This is a genomic window from Actinoallomurus acaciae, from assembly GCF_042429965.1.
Taxonomy (GTDB): domain Bacteria; phylum Actinomycetota; class Actinomycetes; order Streptosporangiales; family Streptosporangiaceae; genus Actinoallomurus; species Actinoallomurus acaciae.
In genome coordinates this window covers 25,489-41,086 of sequence record NZ_JBHLZP010000050.1, presented here as the reverse complement: position 1 = coordinate 41,086, position 15,598 = coordinate 25,489, and the positions used below count along the sequence as shown (strand labels likewise).

The 15,598-nt window shown below is 71.3% G+C and carries 17 protein-coding genes and 1 pseudogene; 6 read left to right on the top strand and 12 right to left on the bottom strand.

Annotation, left to right across the window (positions count from 1 at the left end; genetic code table 11):
• Positions 1-435: pseudogene (locus tag ACFFNX_RS09890) on the top strand (MFS transporter); the annotation flags it as partial.
• A 301-nt stretch (positions 436-736) separates the two neighbouring features.
• Entirely contained in the window at positions 737-1,006 is a 270-nt protein-coding gene (locus tag ACFFNX_RS09885; RefSeq protein WP_378198316.1) for a hypothetical protein, read from the top strand.
• Positions 1,007-1,023: 17 nt separating this feature from the next.
• On the opposite strand, the gene ACFFNX_RS09880 is transcribed toward ACFFNX_RS09885, so the two are convergent.
• The 4 genes from ACFFNX_RS09880 to ACFFNX_RS09865 all read right to left on the bottom strand — a co-directional run bounded on the left by ACFFNX_RS09880 (position 1,024) and on the right by ACFFNX_RS09865 (position 4,722).
• A complete protein-coding gene (locus tag ACFFNX_RS09880) occupies positions 1,024-1,674 on the bottom strand; it encodes a hypothetical protein (protein WP_378198314.1) in 651 nt (216 codons plus the stop codon).
• A gap of 13 nt (positions 1,675-1,687) precedes the next feature.
• A complete protein-coding gene (locus ACFFNX_RS09875) occupies positions 1,688-2,761 on the bottom strand; it encodes a DNA polymerase III subunit beta family protein (protein WP_378198312.1) in 1,074 nt (357 codons plus the stop codon).
• An 18-nt stretch (positions 2,762-2,779) separates the two neighbouring features.
• Complete coding sequence (locus ACFFNX_RS09870; protein WP_378198310.1) at positions 2,780-2,941, bottom strand: hypothetical protein; 162 nt, start codon at positions 2,939-2,941, stop codon at positions 2,780-2,782.
• Between the two features lie 491 nt (positions 2,942-3,432).
• Positions 3,433-4,722 (bottom strand): outer membrane protein assembly factor BamB family protein, encoded by a 1,290-nt coding sequence (locus ACFFNX_RS09865; protein ID WP_378198308.1) that lies wholly within the window; start codon positions 4,720-4,722, stop codon positions 3,433-3,435.
• Between the two features lie 240 nt (positions 4,723-4,962).
• Between ACFFNX_RS09865 and ACFFNX_RS09860 the strand changes: the two genes are divergently transcribed.
• Positions 4,963-7,275 (top strand): phospholipase D-like domain-containing protein, encoded by a 2,313-nt coding sequence (locus tag ACFFNX_RS09860; RefSeq protein ID WP_378198305.1) that lies wholly within the window; start codon positions 4,963-4,965, stop codon positions 7,273-7,275.
• Between the two features lie 519 nt (positions 7,276-7,794).
• On the opposite strand, the gene ACFFNX_RS09855 is transcribed toward ACFFNX_RS09860, so the two are convergent.
• Together ACFFNX_RS09855 and ACFFNX_RS09850 are read right to left on the bottom strand one after the other, a co-directional pair.
• The gene (locus ACFFNX_RS09855) at positions 7,795-7,974 is read right to left on the bottom strand and encodes a hypothetical protein (RefSeq protein WP_378198303.1); all 180 of its coding nucleotides are present in this window, start codon (positions 7,972-7,974) and stop codon (positions 7,795-7,797) included.
• A 156-nt stretch (positions 7,975-8,130) separates the two neighbouring features.
• The gene (locus ACFFNX_RS09850; RefSeq protein ID WP_378198301.1) at positions 8,131-9,102 is read right to left on the bottom strand and encodes a quinone oxidoreductase family protein; all 972 of its coding nucleotides are present in this window, start codon (positions 9,100-9,102) and stop codon (positions 8,131-8,133) included.
• 91 nt (positions 9,103-9,193) lie between these two features.
• Between ACFFNX_RS09850 and ACFFNX_RS09845 the strand changes: the two genes are divergently transcribed.
• Both ACFFNX_RS09845 and ACFFNX_RS09840 read left to right on the top strand, forming a co-directional pair.
• Positions 9,194-9,667 carry a MarR family winged helix-turn-helix transcriptional regulator gene (locus ACFFNX_RS09845; RefSeq protein ID WP_378198299.1) on the top strand — a complete coding sequence of 158 codons (474 nt, stop codon included), beginning with the start codon at positions 9,194-9,196 and terminating at the stop codon, positions 9,665-9,667.
• Between the two features lie 88 nt (positions 9,668-9,755).
• Positions 9,756-10,340 carry a helix-turn-helix domain-containing protein gene (locus tag ACFFNX_RS09840; protein WP_378198297.1) on the top strand — a complete coding sequence of 195 codons (585 nt, stop codon included), beginning with the start codon at positions 9,756-9,758 and terminating at the stop codon, positions 10,338-10,340.
• Positions 10,341-10,498: 158 nt separating this feature from the next.
• Here ACFFNX_RS09840 and ACFFNX_RS09835 read toward each other — a convergent pair whose 3' ends face one another.
• Both ACFFNX_RS09835 and ACFFNX_RS09830 read right to left on the bottom strand, forming a co-directional pair.
• A complete protein-coding gene (locus tag ACFFNX_RS09835; protein WP_378198295.1) occupies positions 10,499-10,660 on the bottom strand; it encodes a hypothetical protein in 162 nt (53 codons plus the stop codon).
• Between the two features lie 78 nt (positions 10,661-10,738).
• Entirely contained in the window at positions 10,739-11,734 is a 996-nt protein-coding gene (locus ACFFNX_RS09830; protein ID WP_378198292.1) for a helix-turn-helix transcriptional regulator, read from the bottom strand.
• Between the two features lie 92 nt (positions 11,735-11,826).
• Here ACFFNX_RS09830 and ACFFNX_RS09825 point away from each other — a divergent pair, with 92 nt between their 5' ends.
• Positions 11,827-12,288 carry a VOC family protein gene (locus tag ACFFNX_RS09825; protein WP_378198290.1) on the top strand — a complete coding sequence of 154 codons (462 nt, stop codon included), beginning with the start codon at positions 11,827-11,829 and terminating at the stop codon, positions 12,286-12,288.
• Here ACFFNX_RS09825 and ACFFNX_RS09820 read toward each other — a convergent pair.
• The 4 genes from ACFFNX_RS09820 to ACFFNX_RS09805 all read right to left on the bottom strand — a co-directional run bounded on the left by ACFFNX_RS09820 (position 12,285) and on the right by ACFFNX_RS09805 (position 15,591).
• Positions 12,285-12,884, bottom strand: a complete 600-nt coding sequence (locus tag ACFFNX_RS09820; protein ID WP_378198288.1) for a DUF3995 domain-containing protein — start codon at positions 12,882-12,884, stop codon at positions 12,285-12,287. The two genes, ACFFNX_RS09825 and ACFFNX_RS09820, sit on opposite strands and share 4 nt — an antisense overlap.
• A gap of 109 nt (positions 12,885-12,993) precedes the next feature.
• Positions 12,994-13,986 (bottom strand): tyrosine-type recombinase/integrase, encoded by a 993-nt coding sequence (locus tag ACFFNX_RS09815; RefSeq protein WP_378198286.1) that lies wholly within the window; start codon positions 13,984-13,986, stop codon positions 12,994-12,996.
• A 241-nt stretch (positions 13,987-14,227) separates the two neighbouring features.
• Complete coding sequence (locus ACFFNX_RS09810; protein WP_378198284.1) at positions 14,228-14,722, bottom strand: VOC family protein; 495 nt, start codon at positions 14,720-14,722, stop codon at positions 14,228-14,230.
• Complete coding sequence (locus tag ACFFNX_RS09805; RefSeq protein ID WP_378198282.1) at positions 14,719-15,591, bottom strand: sigma-70 family RNA polymerase sigma factor; 873 nt, start codon at positions 15,589-15,591, stop codon at positions 14,719-14,721. The genes ACFFNX_RS09810 and ACFFNX_RS09805 overlap by 4 nt, the downstream gene beginning before the upstream one ends.
• Positions 15,592-15,598: the final 7 nt, after the last annotated feature.

Below are 15,598 nucleotides of genomic sequence, written 5' to 3'. Positions count from 1 at the left end.
CTGGCCGGGTCGGCGCTGTCCGGCCCGGTCGGGCACACCCTCCGCCCCGGCCGGGCCCTGCTGGCGAGCGTGACGGTCTGGGGCGTCGCCATCGCCGGGTTCGGCCTCGCCCGCACGCTGTGGCTCGGCCTGCCGCTGCTGGTCATCGCGGGCGCGGCCGACACGATCAGCGTCATCGTCCGCGCCACGATTGTGCAGCTCGCGACGCCCGACGGGTTCCGCGGGCGGGTCACCGGCGTCGACTTCGTCATCGGCGCCGCCGGTCCGCAGGTCGGCAACTTCCGCGCCGGGGCCCTCGCCTCACTCACCTCCCCCGCCGTCAGCGCGGTCGGCGGCGGCATCGCCGTCCTGGTGGGCGCCGGCCTGCTCCACCTCGCCGTACCGGCCCTCACCCGCTATACGACCCCCGGCGACACACCGGACGAGGCACACTGACCCCCTCCGCCCAGCGATCGGATTCGTGGGCGAGCCCCGCCCCCACGGCACCGACGATGGCGACGCGGCCGACGTGGAGGGCGACCCGACGGCGAGGCCTGGCGGCCCGTACCCGCTGTCCCGTGGTCGACGCCGCGATGCGCCGACGTTGGAACGGGTGCCCGCCACGTGAATCCCCCGTCGCGACAGCGTCTGTACGAGGGCCACCGGCGGTCCCCGGCCCGCGACGTGAGGAAGTGGCGCTGCCGACCGACGTCAGCGTCGACTACTGCATCCGTCTCGAACAAGGCCCTGAGCGCAGGTGATCGACTCTTTGGCGGCCGTCCTGCGCCTGTCCGGGCTCAGCCTGCGCGCCCGGGTCGCCGCCGTGCCCGACCGTGTCGGCCCGGGCCTGGCCGCATGGCCGGGCGACCCGGCCATCGTCTACGCCATGCTCGCCTCGAACGCGTTCGCCGACGCACTCGCACAACCTCATGCACGTCGTGTTCACCGATCCGGCCGGGTGCGCCTTCTCGTCGTTCACCACGGGGGATCGGCTCCCCTGGGCGCCACCGCGCGCCAGGCGACCTGAACTGAACGCCGCAGGGGTCAGGCCGCGGTGGTGAGCGAGCCGATGACCCGGCCGAGGGCGTCGTGTTCCTCCTCGGGCAGCCACCGCGTCGCATGCAGCGTGTGCAGGGCGGTGGCCAGCCGGGTCCGGTCCTCCTCGGTGCCCAGATCGCCCAGGTAGGCGGGCAGGACCAGCCCGAGTGCCCGCAGGTCCGTCCGCGCGCACCATCGGGTCAGCAAGTCCCCCAGCGCACCATCGGCCGCCTGTTCCCCCGCCCCGTCCTCGCGCAGCCCCTCGGCGATCGTGAAGCGGAGCCCGTCGGCGTACGGGCCCTGGGGCGCGTCGTTCACGTGCGCGGCCGCGAGCGCGAAGTGCCGCCGTGCCTCCTCCGGCTCGGCCAGGTCGCGGTGGGCCCTGGCCAGGTTCAGGTGCAGGGAGGCGTAAAAGCCGGTGACCCGCTCGTCGCCGACCCGGTTCGCCCGGTCCAGGCACTCCCGGTTCCAGTGGAGCGTCTCCCGCGGCGTCGGCTGGTGCCGGGCCAGGTAGTGCGCGGCGACGCACGCCTCGTAGTCGTCGGCGGCGGTACGCCACGCCTGCTCGAACAGCTCGCGTGCGTCGGCGTCACGGCCCTCGGTCTCGGCGCGCATGCCCTCGGCGCACAGCCGGACGACGGGGTTTCGCGGATCCATGGCTCGTCCTTCCTCACGTCTCGCGGTGGTGGCCGGACCGGTCCAGGACCGGCATGACCAAAGTGGTGAAGCTGCCCTGGTCGGCCGAGCGGACGACCACGGGCGACAGCGGGTCGCAGACCTCCAGCAGGACGTCGGGTCCCACACCGGCGTCCAGGGCCGCGACCAGCACGACCGGGTCGAAGGCGATGGACAGCGGCGGCCCGGTGCGGATCGCGGGCACGGTGGCCGCGCCCGCCACGCGCAGGTGGTGGTCCTCGGCGTGCAGAGTGACGGTCCCGCCGGCCTCGATGAGCCGGTCCCGCAACGCCGCGCGGTCGGCGATCAGCCGGTGCCGTACGGCGGGCCGGTCCTCCAGGAGCATCCGGTAGTCGGGGAACGCCCCCTCGACCACCGGCAGCGTCCGTACCCCGCCGCCGCTCTCGCGGACCCGCGCCGCAGAACCGTCGAGCTCCACCTCCACCTCCGCGTGCCGTACGGCCCAGGCGGCGGCCTCCTTCATCGCCGTGGCGTCGACGACCACCCGGGCCGGTCCGCCCGCGATGAGATCCGGCCGCAGCGTACGCACCGCCAGGCGGTAACGGTCGGTGGCGGCCAGGCGGATCTCCAGCGGGTCGAGCTCGACCAGCACCCCGCCGAGGACGGGGAACTCCCGGGCGACCGCCGGTTCGGCCACGGCCGGCGCGACCTGGCGTACGGCGCTCGCCAGTTCCGCGCCGCCCACCCGCGCCCTGGACGCCGTCGCCCCCGGCGACAGATCGCGGAGGATCGACTCGATCTCCGACCGTGTCGCCGCCGCCGTCTCCCGCGTCCGCTCCAGGTGCTCCTCCAGCACGGCGCGGGCCTGCGCCCGGGGGCCGTCCAGCACCACCGTGGCCTCGGTCAGCGGCAGGCCGGCCTTGCGCAGCCGCCGTACGAGGACGGCGCGAGGTTCTTGGCCGGGGTGGTAGTAGCGGTAGCCGGTCGTCTCGTCGACGAACGCCGGTCGCAGCACGCCGCAGTCGTCGTAGAACCGCAGCGCGCTCGGCGCCAGCCCCACCCGGTGCGCGAAGGCGCCGATGCTCACCAGCCCGTCGGAGTCGTCCATGAGCGAGATTGTGGGGGTTCAACCGGCTTGAAGGTCAAAACGGGGCAGGGGAACCGTCCGATCGCACGGCACCGGCCCGGTACCGGCGCGGTTGAGCACTTCCAGCGACTGCTTGACGGCGACGACGAACGTAGCCAGCTCGTCGCGTACGCGAGGGGCGGCCGCCAGCGCCTCGCGCACCCGCCGTTGCCGGATGTCGGCACGGCACGCACGCGGGCGCCGCTCTCCGCGTTGAGCGTCGGCCACTGCGCCGCGGACCGAGCGATGAGGCACCCAGCGGGAACCGACGAGTCGGCGATGCACGCCAGGACGACATCCAGGAACGCCTCGACCTACGGCGCGGGCGCTCGCCGCGCACTTCGATGGTCCAGCGATGGACGCGTAGCGGTCTGGGCACTGGCGGAGCAGCGCGTCCTTACCGCCGAAGGTGCCAGAGAGGCATCCGCGTACCCGCGCTGCCAGAACACGCGCATCGCGTGGTCGAGGGCCGTGTCCACGTCGAACTGCTCGCGGCCTGACATCCACGTGGGCGGGCTGGGACCGGGCGCCGTCGCGGCCGCCTGAGGCACCCCATCGGCTCCCAGGAAAGGAGACCCTCATGAACTCGCCCGCCCCCGAACCTCCCGCCCGGCTTCGCCCGTCCTGACGATCGCAGGCCCGCCGGAGGCGGGTCACCGGGCGAAGAGCCGGTGGGTGCGCCGCAGGTCGGGGCGGTCGGCGTACAGGGCCACGTCCCCCCTGTCGAGACCCCCGTCATGGACGACGACCACGCCATCGGTGATGGTGAAGCTGTCGTATGGGCGCAGCAGACCGTCGTGTGACCAGTAGGTGAGACGCTTGCCGGTTCGGAGGTCGGACACGACGATCTGGGCGACCTCCCTTCGTGGAGTGTCGATCGCGGAGAGGCTGTAGACGCGTCCGTCGGCCACGGCGGCGTACCCGTGCTCGGCGGGTTCGCCGGGCGAGTATCCGGCCGGAGAGCCGGGGAAGGGGCTGCTCCACAGCCGCTTGCCGGTGTCGACGTCACTCGCGCACACGCCCTCGGTCTTGCCGAGCGCGCAGGTGCTGAGCCACATGCCGCCGCTGAACGCGGTCGCCAGCTCCCCCTTCGTGACGCGGCGCCGCAGGATCTCGCCCGTCGCGGCGTCGAGTAGGTCGAACCCGTCCCGGGTCGTGATGGCCACACGGCTCTGTCCCGCGTCGAGAACGACGAAGTCGTCGCTTTCGTCGCCGTGCGGCTTCTGGGGGAACAGCCGCGCGAGATTTTCGGACCACCGCTGTTCTCCGGTCGCCAGGTCGATGCCGCGGACCTTCCCGACGGTGGGCCCGCAGGCCATGGCGAGTGTCCCGCCGACGACGGCCGTGGTCCTGTCCTTCGCGTCGCAGTCGTAGGCGCTCCTCCAGCGGGTCCGCCCGGTCGCCGGATCGATCCCGGTCACCTCGCCTCCGGCATCGCGGTCCGGCCAGGACAGGTCGTTGAACACCACCAGCGTGCCGGTGCCGGACACGACGGCGTGCTCGACGGGAAAGTAGCCCGGAGTGGGCCTGGACCAAAGGATCCGGCCCGTACGCACATCGATCTTCGCGAGTTCGTGGTTCCCGTCGACGTACACGTCGCCGGTCGCACGGTCCAGCCCGATCGGCTCGGCGGGCTTCTGCCCGTGGTACTCCCAGTACGTCTTACCGGTGGCGATGCCGACCGCCCGAACACCATCGTGGGGGCCACCGAGGCTGAACCCGCCGATCGCGACCCCGCCGTAGACCTGAATCCCGCCGGGCCCCTCCGGGGACAGGGCCACCCGCTGCGGCGTACGTACGGGCGCCTGCGCGGCCACGGGCCCAGGAAACCGCCCGTACGGCCCCGATATCCCATCGTCGAGCAGGCGGCGCACGCCGACCGACACCAGCACCACGGCGACCGTCGCCTCGCGCGGGCCTGCTCCGGCACCGTCGTGTCTCACCATTGAGGGATACAGCCGACCTGTAAGACTTGAGGGTTGCTGTACCCGGTTCCATCCAAAAGTTGGTTCCGGTCACGGGCTGTACGAGGTCGGCCAGGAAACCGGCGGGAGGGTGTGTCACTGATGGATGGCGTGCAGGCGATGGCCGGAGGGAGGGGCTGGTGTACATCGCAGCGCAGTGCAGCCGGGCGTGAGGGGGCTTGTGTTCAGGCCGGCCTGTCGACGCTATGGCCGGACGGGATGATCACGCTCGGAACCCGGCCTGGCCGGCCACCGGGGACACCAGGCGGGCCGGCGGTCCTTCGGGCCGCCACCGAGCCCCGCCCGACACGCCTGCTGGTCGCCGAAGCCACCCGACCGGATGCGCCCGGCGCCACAACTCCGAAACCGTGGTCGCCGCCCTTCCGCGATGAAGCTTGGCTGGGGCGGGTCGCTCCCACCGAGGTATCGAGTGGAAGGGGGGCTGCGCCGGGGCCCGCAGAGGATACGACGCCAACACAGCCGGCCGAAACGCCGTATCTGGACAATATCGAGGCCGAATTGCGGGAAGTATCTCCCGGCCTGGAGGGCAGCGTATGGGAACGGACTTCCGGTAACGCCCTCGATGCGTCAGAGGATGATCCCGCCTCGTGGATATTGCAGGTTCCCGACTCCTGGGGCTGGAGCGCCGATGATCTCGGTCAGCAGGGGCCGAACAAGCCTGGAATCAAGCCTTTCCTGGCCAAGCTACAGGACAACATCTCCAAGGCTGAACGCAGCGTCGACATCACCACTTTCGGGGTACCGAATGTAATATTTTCCCCCGCCGGGCAGTTTCCCGACGGCCAGTTCGCTGAGGCCATCGGCGCCGGCCTCAAGACCGCAGCCGCTGCCGCCATCGTGACCGGGCGGCGGCTGAAGGTGCGAGTACTTACCGGTGTGGTGAAAGCGGATGTCACGGTTTCACCATGGGCCTTCCGTGATTATCTGAAGCAAATGATCGGTACCGACTCCCACGCCGTTGACATCAACGTCGCCGCGATGACGACACGTGGGGGTACGTCCTATAATCACACCAAGTTCATCGTGGTGGACGGTACGGTCGCCATCCACGGCGGCATCAACTGGATAAAGAACTTCTACATCGAGGACGGGTCCTTCAGCGGTAGGGGCTACGGCGGCGCGTCACCGGTGACCGACCTCGACATGGCCCTGCGCGGCCCCGCCGCCGCCTCGGCCGGCAAGTTCCTGGACGTACTGTGGACCTGGACGATCAATAACGCCTCGACCCGGCGACGGCTGGGCTTCGGGGCCTGGCTTGCGACCAACAACGACAAACTCGATGAGGGCATCCCGAGTCTCTATAAGAACGTCACACCCACACCCGTAGGCGACCTCCACGTCATCTCTGTCGGCAGCCTCGGATACGGCATCCAGAAAAATGACCCGACATCGAACTATCGGCCACCAGATGCCGCCAACATCGACCAGGCCGCGACCGACTACTGGTGGTGGGGATCGAAGTCGAACAACGAGACGAACACCGACCGTGACTTCATGACGGTCAACCCCGACGCGAATGCTCTGCGGGCGTTGATCGCCACCGCCAAAAAGAAAATCGTCCTGTCTCAACAAGACATTAACGGCTTCGCTAAATTCCCCCTGTATCACCCCTTGTTCGATGTCAGGTTGCTCGACGCCCTGGCTGCCAAGCTGACGGCCGCAATTCCGGTCAAGGTGCGGATCGTCATCAGCAATCCGAACAAGGTCGGGGACTTCTCCAACATCAGCGACATCGAGGTGGCCGTCAAGGCGCTGTTCGGCCGCGTCAGGTTGAGGACCGCCTCCGATGCGGACGCGCAGCGTGTGATGGAGCAGCACCTGCAGCTGGCGACGCTGCGTGTTTCGGACCAGCCGACGTGGCCGGGTGATCACAGCTACCGTCTCCACACGAAGCTGGTCTCCGTCGACGACAAGGCGTTCTACATCGGTTCCAGGAACGTCTATCCCGACACGACCCAGGACCATGGCTTCATCATTGAGGACGCCGTCGCGGCCCAACAACTCAACGAAAAATTTCTCGACCAGCAGTGGAAGTACTCCAGAAAGGCCGCGATCTTCGACTGGGAACAACAGACGCCGGACGCGACCGACTCGGTGACAACCGGGCTGCGGCGCGACGAGGTGTCTGGTGACGTCGACCAATGGCTGGCCCACCGGATTACACGGGCGCTAAGGGTTGAGCGGAGCTCCGAGGCCCCTGCGCCTCCAGCCCCCGACACCGCCCCCCGGGCCGAGGTTCGTCCCGCAGGCAACGCGGCGCTCGCATCAGCGACCAGCGAGGCCAGATCGCACCCGCGTAATGAATTGAACCTGCCGTCGGCTCCCGCGCCGACACAAAGCGACCAGCCGCTACAGCACCCGCAGGAACTGGTCCGCGGGCCCCATGTCGATACCGACCCCGACGGCATCCGCTGGGCCAGCAGCACCCGCAGTGCCTTGGCCCCGAACGGTCAGGAGATACCCCAGGATGAGCGATCCTGCGTAGAAGTCACCGTGATCACGTCGACGTGATCCGGATCCAGCCCACCGGCGGCGGGCAGGTCGGCGGCGTTTCTCTCGGTACGAGCACCGCTTTGCCGTGCAGCCGGCGTTCCCGGATCCGTTCCAACGGTGCGGTCGCCGTGGCGCGCGAGCGGAGCCTTCGCCGTTGAACGAGGTGGACCAGGACGGCCAGGTCCGGGTCAGCCGTCGAACAGCCCGACCGAGCGGACGTACGCGCCGGGGCGGCGATGCGCCCAGTCGAAGGGCAGGAGGAGGTCCTGCCTGGCGGAGCTGCCGTAGGCGATCACCGTGCCGCCGACGCCCGTCCAGGATCACGTGGGCGGCCTCCGAAGGGGGCGTCCGGTAGGACGTGACAGCGGCCGCGCTCAGCACCTCCAGCCCCGCGGCCCGTTCGGGCGAGCCGACCAGCGCGATCACCCTGGCTCCCGCGGTCACGGCGAGCTGGATCAGCGCGCGTCCGACCCCACCCCCGGCGCCGGTGACGACCACAGCGCGGCCGAGCAGCGGTCCGGCCGCCTCCAGCGGCGCCTACAGCGCGGTGAGCCCCGCCACGGGCATCGCGGCCGCCTCCATGTCACCCACCTCGGCCGGCAGCGGTGCGAGCCGGTCCACCGCGACCGCTGCGCTACGAGCCCGGCCCGTCCGGTCGGCCAAGCCGAGAACGCGGGTTCCGGCGGGCGGACCGCCGTCCTCGGCCGCGCGCAGCACGACTCTTCCCAGCCCGGCCGCGAGCCCGGTGGGAGGTTGACGGCCGGCCAGGCGTCGCCGCCGTTGACGCCCATGGCCCGCGCCTCGATCAGTGCCTGGTCCGCGCGCTCACGTCCGCGAGGCGCGTGCCGCCGTCTCCGGTCGTGACCAGCGCTCTCACGGTAGCAGCACCACCCGGCCGAGCTGGGTCCGGTCTTCGATGATCTGGTGGGCCCGCGCCGCCTCGGCCAGGGGCAGCGCGGCGTGAATCCCGACCCGCAACCGCCCGTGGTCGAGGTGGTCGATGAGTTCGGCCAGGCCCGCCCGCACCTGGTCCGGCCGCCTGAGCCGCCATTCGGCGAGGCTGGATCCGGTCACGTACTTCATGCCCATCAGGTCCATCGTGGAGACGACCGGCATCTCCGGGCCGCCGCCGGCCGACCCGAACGACACCAGGCGGCCGAAGGGGGCCAGCAGCCCGATCCCTCGGTGGGTGGTCTCGCCGCCGACGCTGTCGAGGATCACATCCACCTCACCCACCGAGTCCCGCGCCTCGGCGGGCCAGGTGGCCCGGCTGTAGTCGATCGTGATGTCCGCTCCGTACTCCCGGGCGAAGTCCAGCTTGGCCGGCGAACTCGCGGTGGCCACGATGGTGCCGGCGCCGGCGAGCCTGGCGAGTTGGACGGCCAGGTGCCCGATGGTGCCGGCGGCCGCGTGGACCAGCACGGTCTCCCCGGCCTCGATCCGCGCCGTGCGCACCACCGTCCACGCCGTCTGGGCGGGTGAGGCGAGCACGCTCGCGGCCAGCGGGTCCAGACCGGCGGGCAGCGGGACGAGCCAGCCGGCCTCGGCCGTGACGAAGTCGGCGTACGCGTCATGGAAGACGGCTGCGGCGACCCGATCGCCCGCTGCGAGCCCGCTGACGCCGTCTCCCAGCGCCTCGACGATGCCCACCACGTCACCCGCCGGCGCCCCCGGCAGCGGCGAGGGTATGGGTGCCTGGCCGCGGCGCCGTTGCGTCTCGATGAAGTTCACACCGATCACCTCGGCCCGGATGAGCACCTCACCCGGGGCCGGGACGGGCACCTCGCTCCTCTCGGCCACCAGGACCTCCGGCCCGCCGTACTCCCTGTACCGAACGACCCTCATCACATCGACCCCATCGTTATGCCTGACAATGTTGTTCGAGACAACGGTAACGTCAATCGTTGGTGGCTACAACGGTGGGTAGGCTTCGGCCATGTCCGCGCCTGAGTCTCCGCCCTCCCGTGCCGTGCCCGTCAGGCTGTCCCGGCTGCACACCTGGCAGCTGTCGAACGCCACGCACTGCGGGCACCGCCTGGTCGCCGAGGCCTTGGCGTCGGCCGGCCTGCGCATGGCGCACTACCAGGCGATGGCCGCCCTGGCCGAGCTGGCACCGCCCACCCAGCAGGAACTCGGCAGAATCATCGGGGTCGACGCGGGCAACCTGGTCCCCGTGCTCAACGACCTCGAGCAGCAGCACTATGCCGTGCGCACCCGCGACCCGCACAACCGGCGCCGGAACATCGTCCAGCTCACCGCGACGGGCCGCCGCGCACTCGCCGACCTGGACGGCCTGGTCGCCCAGGCCAACGACACACTCCTGACTCCCCTCTCATCCGCCGAGCGTGATCGGCTGCACGAACTGCTTTCCCGGATCACGGCCGACACCCCGAACCGCTGCCAGGAATAGCGCGTCGCCTTTGACGGGACACAGGGACCGATCCATGGGCCTGACAAAGCTCTTTGCCAAAAGCGCAAACCGTGGGCACAGTGAACGGATGAGCGACGAGATGGACACCGTGCTGGCCGCGGTCGGACCACGGCTGCGCGAGTTGCGACACCGCCGCGGAGTCACCCTGACCGCCCTGTCGCAGACCACCGGGATCGCGGTCAGCACCCTGTCCCGGTTGGAGTCCGGGCACCGCAAACCGGGCCTGGAACTGCTGCTGCCCCTGGCCAAGGCCTACCAGATGCCGCTCGACGAGCTCGTCGGCGCCCCCTCCGCCCTCGACCCGCGGATATATCCGCAGCCGGTCACCCGCAACGGCATGACCATCATCCCGCTCACCCGCAAGCCCGGCGGGCTGCAGGCGTTCAAGCAGATCCTCCCCGCCGGCCTGACCGGTCGTGAGCCCGATCCCCGCTCACACGAGGGGTACCACTGGCTGTACGTCCTCAACGGACGGCTACGTCTCGTACTCGGTGACCAGGACCTCGTCCTCGCCGCCGGCGAGGTCGCCGAGTTCGACACCCATCTCCCCCACTGGTTCGGCAACGCCGACGCACGGCCGGTGGAGTTCCTGAGCATCCTCGGCCCCCAGGGCGAACGCTTCCACGTCAGGGCCCGCTACCGGCCCACCTGACCTCCGTCGCGGGGAGCAGATGCGCACCAGCCGGGCCGAGGAAGGCCGGTCGCCGTAGGGGCGGAAGGCGCCCTTCGTCTCGCCGGACAGGACCGTGTCCTCCCAGGCGCACCAGCCGGCCGTCGCCCGCTCGCGCACCACGGCGTCGGGGTGTTCCATCAGCCGTGCGCAGGCCGCGACGACGTCCCCGTCACGGGGCGTGCCCGGAGCACCCGGCGAGGAAGCGTTCCCACTGCCCGGGGGAAGAACCGGCCGACGCCCAGATGCCGCCGGAGCCGCTCCAGGTCGGCGATGAGATGCTCGGTGGTGTCGTGCCGCATGTCGGTGGCGGAGGTCGCCGGCGTGCGGGGTGCTGCGCCTGTCGTACGGCTCGATCGGCGGATGGAGCTCGCCCATGGTCAGCCGTCCTCCTTCGTCTCCGGCGCCGGTGTGATCGCCGCACCGGCCGACACCAGCCGCTCCGCCAGCACGCGACAGCGTCTCCGCAGCTCCGGAGGGTCGAGAACCGCGAAGTCGTGGCCCAGCAGGAGCACGTGCATGAGCACGAAGTCGAGGCTGCCGGCGCCGCTGAGCACCTCGCAGGACTCGCCTCCCCGCCGTCGTACGACGGCCGCCGACGCCGGAATCTGCGCGCGCACCGTGTCGGCCGGCGCGTGTACGAGGAAACGCGCCCGGTGCGGGTAGACCCGGCTCGCCACGCCCTCCTGCACGTACGTCGCCGCGTCGGGCGCGGAGCGCGGGCGGAAACGCCAGGTCCGCGCGGCGACCTCGGTCATCCGGTCGACGCGGAAGCTGCGCCAGTCGTCGCGGTCGAGGTCGTAGGCGAGGAGGTACCAGCGCCGGTCGGAGACGACCAGGCGGTACGGCTCGACCCGCCGCCGACGCATCTCGCCCCCGGACGGATAGTCGAAGCCGGCCTCGACCTCGTCGCGGCAGGCGCCGGCCAGTGTCATGAGCACCTCGGGGGTGACCGGCGCGCGGCCTCCGCCGAAGGACTCCACCGAACCGGAGAGCGTACGCACCTCGTGCCGCAACCGGGCGGGCAGCACCTGGTCGAGCTTGGTCAGCGCGCGGAGCGCGGCGTCGCCGGCGACCGCGCCACCCGCGCCGGCGAGCAGCGAGACGACGGTGGCGATCGCCTCCTCGTCGTCGAGGAGCAGCGGCGGCAGGTCCTGTCCCGGGCCGAGCCGGTAGCCGCCGCCGACGCCCTGGCCGGCGTGGACCTGGTAGCCGAGCGTGCGCAGCCGCTCGACGTCACGCCGTACCGTGCGTGACGTGACCCCGAGCCGGTCGGCGAGTTCGGGGCCGGTCCAGGTGGGCCGCTGCTGCAGCAGCCCGAGCAGGGTGAGCACCCGCTCCGTCGTGCCCCGCTCGTCGCCGCGCGCCGCGTCCATGCCGGCAACCCTGCCAGATTGCGGACCGATCCTGTCCGCCAGAGGTGGCAGGGTGACCCGGAGTCCGAGACCCGTCCCGAACGGAGCAGCCGATGAGCCGCCACATCCAGGTCACCTTCGACGCGTACGACCCGCGGGCGCTGTCGTCGTTCTGGCGCGACGTACTGGGTTACGTCCACCCCGGCCCGCCCGGAGTCGACCTGCCCGAGGGCGCCGACCCGCTGGCCGCGTGGGAGGACTTCCTCGCGCGGGCCGGCGTGCCGGAGGAGCAGCGCAACACCCGGTCGGCCGTTGAGGACCCGGACGGGCACGGCCCGCGGCTGTTCTTCCAGCAGGTGCCGGAGGACAAGATCGCCAAGAACCGCGTCCACCTCGACGTCCGTGCGGCTCCCGGGCTGCGGGGAGCGGAGCGGATGGCCGCCCTGGAGGCCGAGTGCGACCGGCTCGTCGCGCTGGGAGCGACGCGCGTACGTCGCCACGAGCCGGAGCCCCCGATGAGCGCCGGCTTCATCGTGCTGACCGACCCCGAGGGCAACGAGTTCTGCCTGGATTAGGCCGGCTCACGCGGAAGCGGCGGGGTGACGCGGCGGTAGGTGATGGCGGCGAGAGCGAACGCCAGGCCGCCGGCGGTGAAGAGCACGTCGGTGGCGCCGCTCGCGAACAGATGCCAGAACGAGGGGTGCGAGGTGCCCAGGGTCTGGGCCGTCGTCAGCCCGGTGAATCCCTTCGGCAGGATCCCGGTGACCCGGACCAGATCGTCTCCGACGCCCGAGACCCCGCGTGCCGCGAGGAGCACGGCTCCGGTCCATGCGGCGGAGAGGAGCATCCATCGAGGAACCCGCCGACCCCACGGCTGGGCCAGGGCCAGCGGCAGCAGGGCCCCGACGACGACCATGACAACGATGATCAAGGAGAACACCTGGACGAGGACCCGCCCGGCCCCATGCCGATCCGACGCGGAGGGGAACTGGAGGCCGGTGACGTACCAGACGACGTGCCAGGCCAGAAAGACCATCACCCACGCGAACGCCGTATAGGCGGCCCTTCGACCGGCGCGGGCGACATCGTCGCTCGTGCGGCGGTCCGGCGAATTCCGGCCGGCTCGCCGCGGTCGGGCATACGGGGTGAGCAGGCCGCCCAGGGGTTTCATGTCATCGATCATCATGGGAGCCGCCGCCCTGGCACGTCCCCCACCCGGGTGATGACGCTCCCCTGAAAGAGGGAGCAGAGCGGACCGGGCCGACGCGGCCCAGCGGAGATCACGCCTCCGGAGCGACGGAGGCGGCGAGCCCGTACGCGGGCGAGCGATCGAGTGACTCGCGGGCCCGGTCGTAGCGGCGCGTCGTACGGGGATCGGCGTGGCCGGCGAAGTCCTGGACGACGTGCAGCGGCCGGCCGTCGCTGAGCGCGATGGTGATGGCCGAGTGCCGGAACGAGTGCGGCGAGATGCCGTACGAGACTCCGGCGGCGCGGGCCACCCGGTTGACCAGCTTCCACACGTACGACTGCACCAGCCGGCGGCCGTTCCTGGACACGAAGATCAGCCCGTTGCCCGGATCGCCGCGTTCCGCGAGGTAGTCGTGTATCGCCGCGAGCGCGGCCGGGGGGATGGCGAACCTCTTGGTCTGCCCGCCCTTCACCCTCAGGTCCAGGACCTGATGGTGACGATCCTGGCTGAGGTCCTCGATCCGCGCGTCCAGCACCGAGCTGATCCGGCCCGCCGTGGCGAACATCAACCACAACAGGGCGTAGGTCCGGGCGGACTCGTGCGCGGCCGAGTGGCTCAGGATGGAGGTGATCTGCTCGCGGGACATGCCGCGGGTGCCGGAGTCGGTGGTGTTCAGCCGCGGCCGTTCGGCGCCCTCGAAGGGGTTGAGGGCCGCGCACCGCTCGCGGATCAGATAGGTGTACCAGGAGGAGACGGCCGCCACCCGCCGGCCGATGGTGGCCCGTGCCAGCCCCGAGGCCTTCAGCGCCGCCATGTACAGATCCGCCATCGAGGTCGACGCCTCGGCGGGCGTGCTCCCCCGCTCCGCGCACCACCGCACCCACCAGCTCACGTCGCGGATGTAGGCGGTGCGGGTGTGGGGTGACTCGCGCCGGCCCGAGACCAGCCACACGGCGGTCGACCGCAGCCCCGCCTCGGGCATCCCGGCGGCCCGCAGCAGACTCGCCAGTTCGTGGGGCGTCCGCGCCGGCGCGGTGCCGCGCAGCGCAGGCGGCGAAGGGGACGACACGGGCTCGACGCTCACCGACATCACCGACCGCCGCCCCCCACGTCACACGGGTCACTTGTGCGACTGGAAACTACCGCATGACCGATCTCCCCCTTGGGCGTGTTTCGAAGTCCCGCCGGCAGAGACACTCCCCGCCCTCCCGGACACTCCCCGCCCAGGGGGCGCCGACCCCACTTCCATTGTCAAGCCACCCCACACACCAAAGAAAGACCACACCCACGGCTGTGGAAAGCCCACGACCCAACCGAGACAGGCCTTAGCCGGCCGGTGCCACGCGAGTGCCAGGACTCCCTGGCCACGGCTGGGCGAATCGCAGCATGTTGCCGGAGGGGTCGAGGAAGGCGCAGTCGCGGACGCCGCCGGGCTGGTCGATCGGTTCCTGCATCACCTCGGCGCCCGCGCCCTCGATGCGCTCGAAGGCGGCGTCGCAGTCGTCGGTCACGAAGACGAGACGGCCCAGACGGCCCAGCAGGCCCTTGGCCGTCAGGTCCTCGATCGCCCGCCGGTCGGCCGGTGAGACACCCGGGTCCGCGCCGGGCGGCTCGAGGAGGATCCGTACGTCCGGCTGCGTCGGCGGGCCGACGCTCACCCACCGCCTCTTCCCGGACTCGACGTCATCGCGTACCTCGAAGCCGAGCACGTCACGGTAGAAGCCGAGCGCCTCGCCCAGGTCGTGGACGGCGAGAGTGCAGGACCAGAGCGTGAGGTTCATGCCGGTCACGGCGCGGACCGGTCGCGGAGTGCGGCTCATCGCCGCTCCTTGTCGTTGGGGCGAAGAAAGACGACGTCGAGGCCGCGGAGCCCGTCCGGGACCGCGTCGACGGCGATGCGGGTGATCTTCCCGTCGGCGATGGTGAACGTGAAGACGGCCTTCGGCCGGCCGCGGTGCGACCAGACCGCCGCCGGTACGCCGTCGACCAGAGCGAGCCGGGCGGCCTGGGCTCGTCCGGCGAAGAAGGCCGCCACCGCGTGGGCGCCGCGGGCCTCACCGGCCACGGCGTCCGGATCGAGCAGGTCGAGCAGGGCGGCGAAGTCCCCGCTCCGGGAGGCGGCGAGGAAGGCGGCGACGATCTCCCGCTTCGGGGATCGCGCGGCATCGGATTCCCCGGCCGCTCCCTGCACCCGGCGCCGGGCCCGGCTGGCGAGTTGCCGGGCCGCCGCCGGGGAGCGGTCGATGATGGCGCCGATCTCGCCGAACGGCACGGCGAAGACGTCGTGCAGGACGAACGCGAGCCGTTCGGCGGGAGTCAGCGTGTCCAGCACCACCGTCAGCGCGACACCGACCGAATCGGCCAGCAGCGCCTCGTCCTCGGGGTCGGCCTGGCCGGCCGGGTGGATGCTCGCGTGCGGCACCGTGGGTTCGGGCGGCAGCGCCCCGGCCGACTCCTCACGCCGGGTCCGGCGGTTCTCGAGCATGTTCAGGCAGACCCGGGCGACGACCGTGGTCAGCCACCCGGCCGGATTCTCCACCTGGCCGGTGTCGGCGCGGCCCGCCCGCAGCCACGCCTCCTGCACCGCGTCCTCTGCCTCGCTGGGCGAGCCGAGCATCCGGTAGGCCACCGCCTGCAAGCGGCCCTGGTGCTCGGCGAACCGCTCGCTCAGCCAATCCTGCTCGACCATCGGTCAC

What these genes read in the sequence shown, in the direction of transcription:
- ACFFNX_RS09880 (WP_378198314.1), bottom strand. Translation starts at nt 1,674, where the DNA reads ATGGATCCGCGAAACCCCGTCGTCCGGCTGTGCGCCGAGGGCATGCGC.
- ACFFNX_RS09875 (WP_378198312.1), bottom strand. Translation starts at nt 2,761, where the DNA reads ATGGACGACTCCGACGGGCTGGTGAGCATCGGCGCCTTCGCGCACCGG.
- ACFFNX_RS09860 (WP_378198305.1), top strand. Translation starts at nt 4,963, where the DNA reads ATGATCACGCTCGGAACCCGGCCTGGCCGGCCACCGGGGACACCAGGC.
- ACFFNX_RS09850 (WP_378198301.1), bottom strand. Translation starts at nt 9,102, where the DNA reads ATGAGGGTCGTTCGGTACAGGGAGTACGGCGGGCCGGAGGTCCTGGTG.
- ACFFNX_RS09845 (WP_378198299.1), top strand. Translation starts at nt 9,194, where the DNA reads ATGTCCGCGCCTGAGTCTCCGCCCTCCCGTGCCGTGCCCGTCAGGCTG.
- ACFFNX_RS09840 (WP_378198297.1), top strand. Translation starts at nt 9,756, where the DNA reads ATGAGCGACGAGATGGACACCGTGCTGGCCGCGGTCGGACCACGGCTG.
- ACFFNX_RS09835 (WP_378198295.1), bottom strand. Translation starts at nt 10,660, where the DNA reads ATGCGGCACGACACCACCGAGCATCTCATCGCCGACCTGGAGCGGCTC.
- ACFFNX_RS09830 (WP_378198292.1), bottom strand. Translation starts at nt 11,734, where the DNA reads ATGGACGCGGCGCGCGGCGACGAGCGGGGCACGACGGAGCGGGTGCTC.
- ACFFNX_RS09825 (WP_378198290.1), top strand. Translation starts at nt 11,827, where the DNA reads ATGAGCCGCCACATCCAGGTCACCTTCGACGCGTACGACCCGCGGGCG.
- ACFFNX_RS09820 (WP_378198288.1), bottom strand. Translation starts at nt 12,884, where the DNA reads ATGAAACCCCTGGGCGGCCTGCTCACCCCGTATGCCCGACCGCGGCGA.
- ACFFNX_RS09810 (WP_378198284.1), bottom strand. Translation starts at nt 14,722, where the DNA reads ATGAGCCGCACTCCGCGACCGGTCCGCGCCGTGACCGGCATGAACCTC.
- ACFFNX_RS09805 (WP_378198282.1), bottom strand. Translation starts at nt 15,591, where the DNA reads ATGGTCGAGCAGGATTGGCTGAGCGAGCGGTTCGCCGAGCACCAGGGC.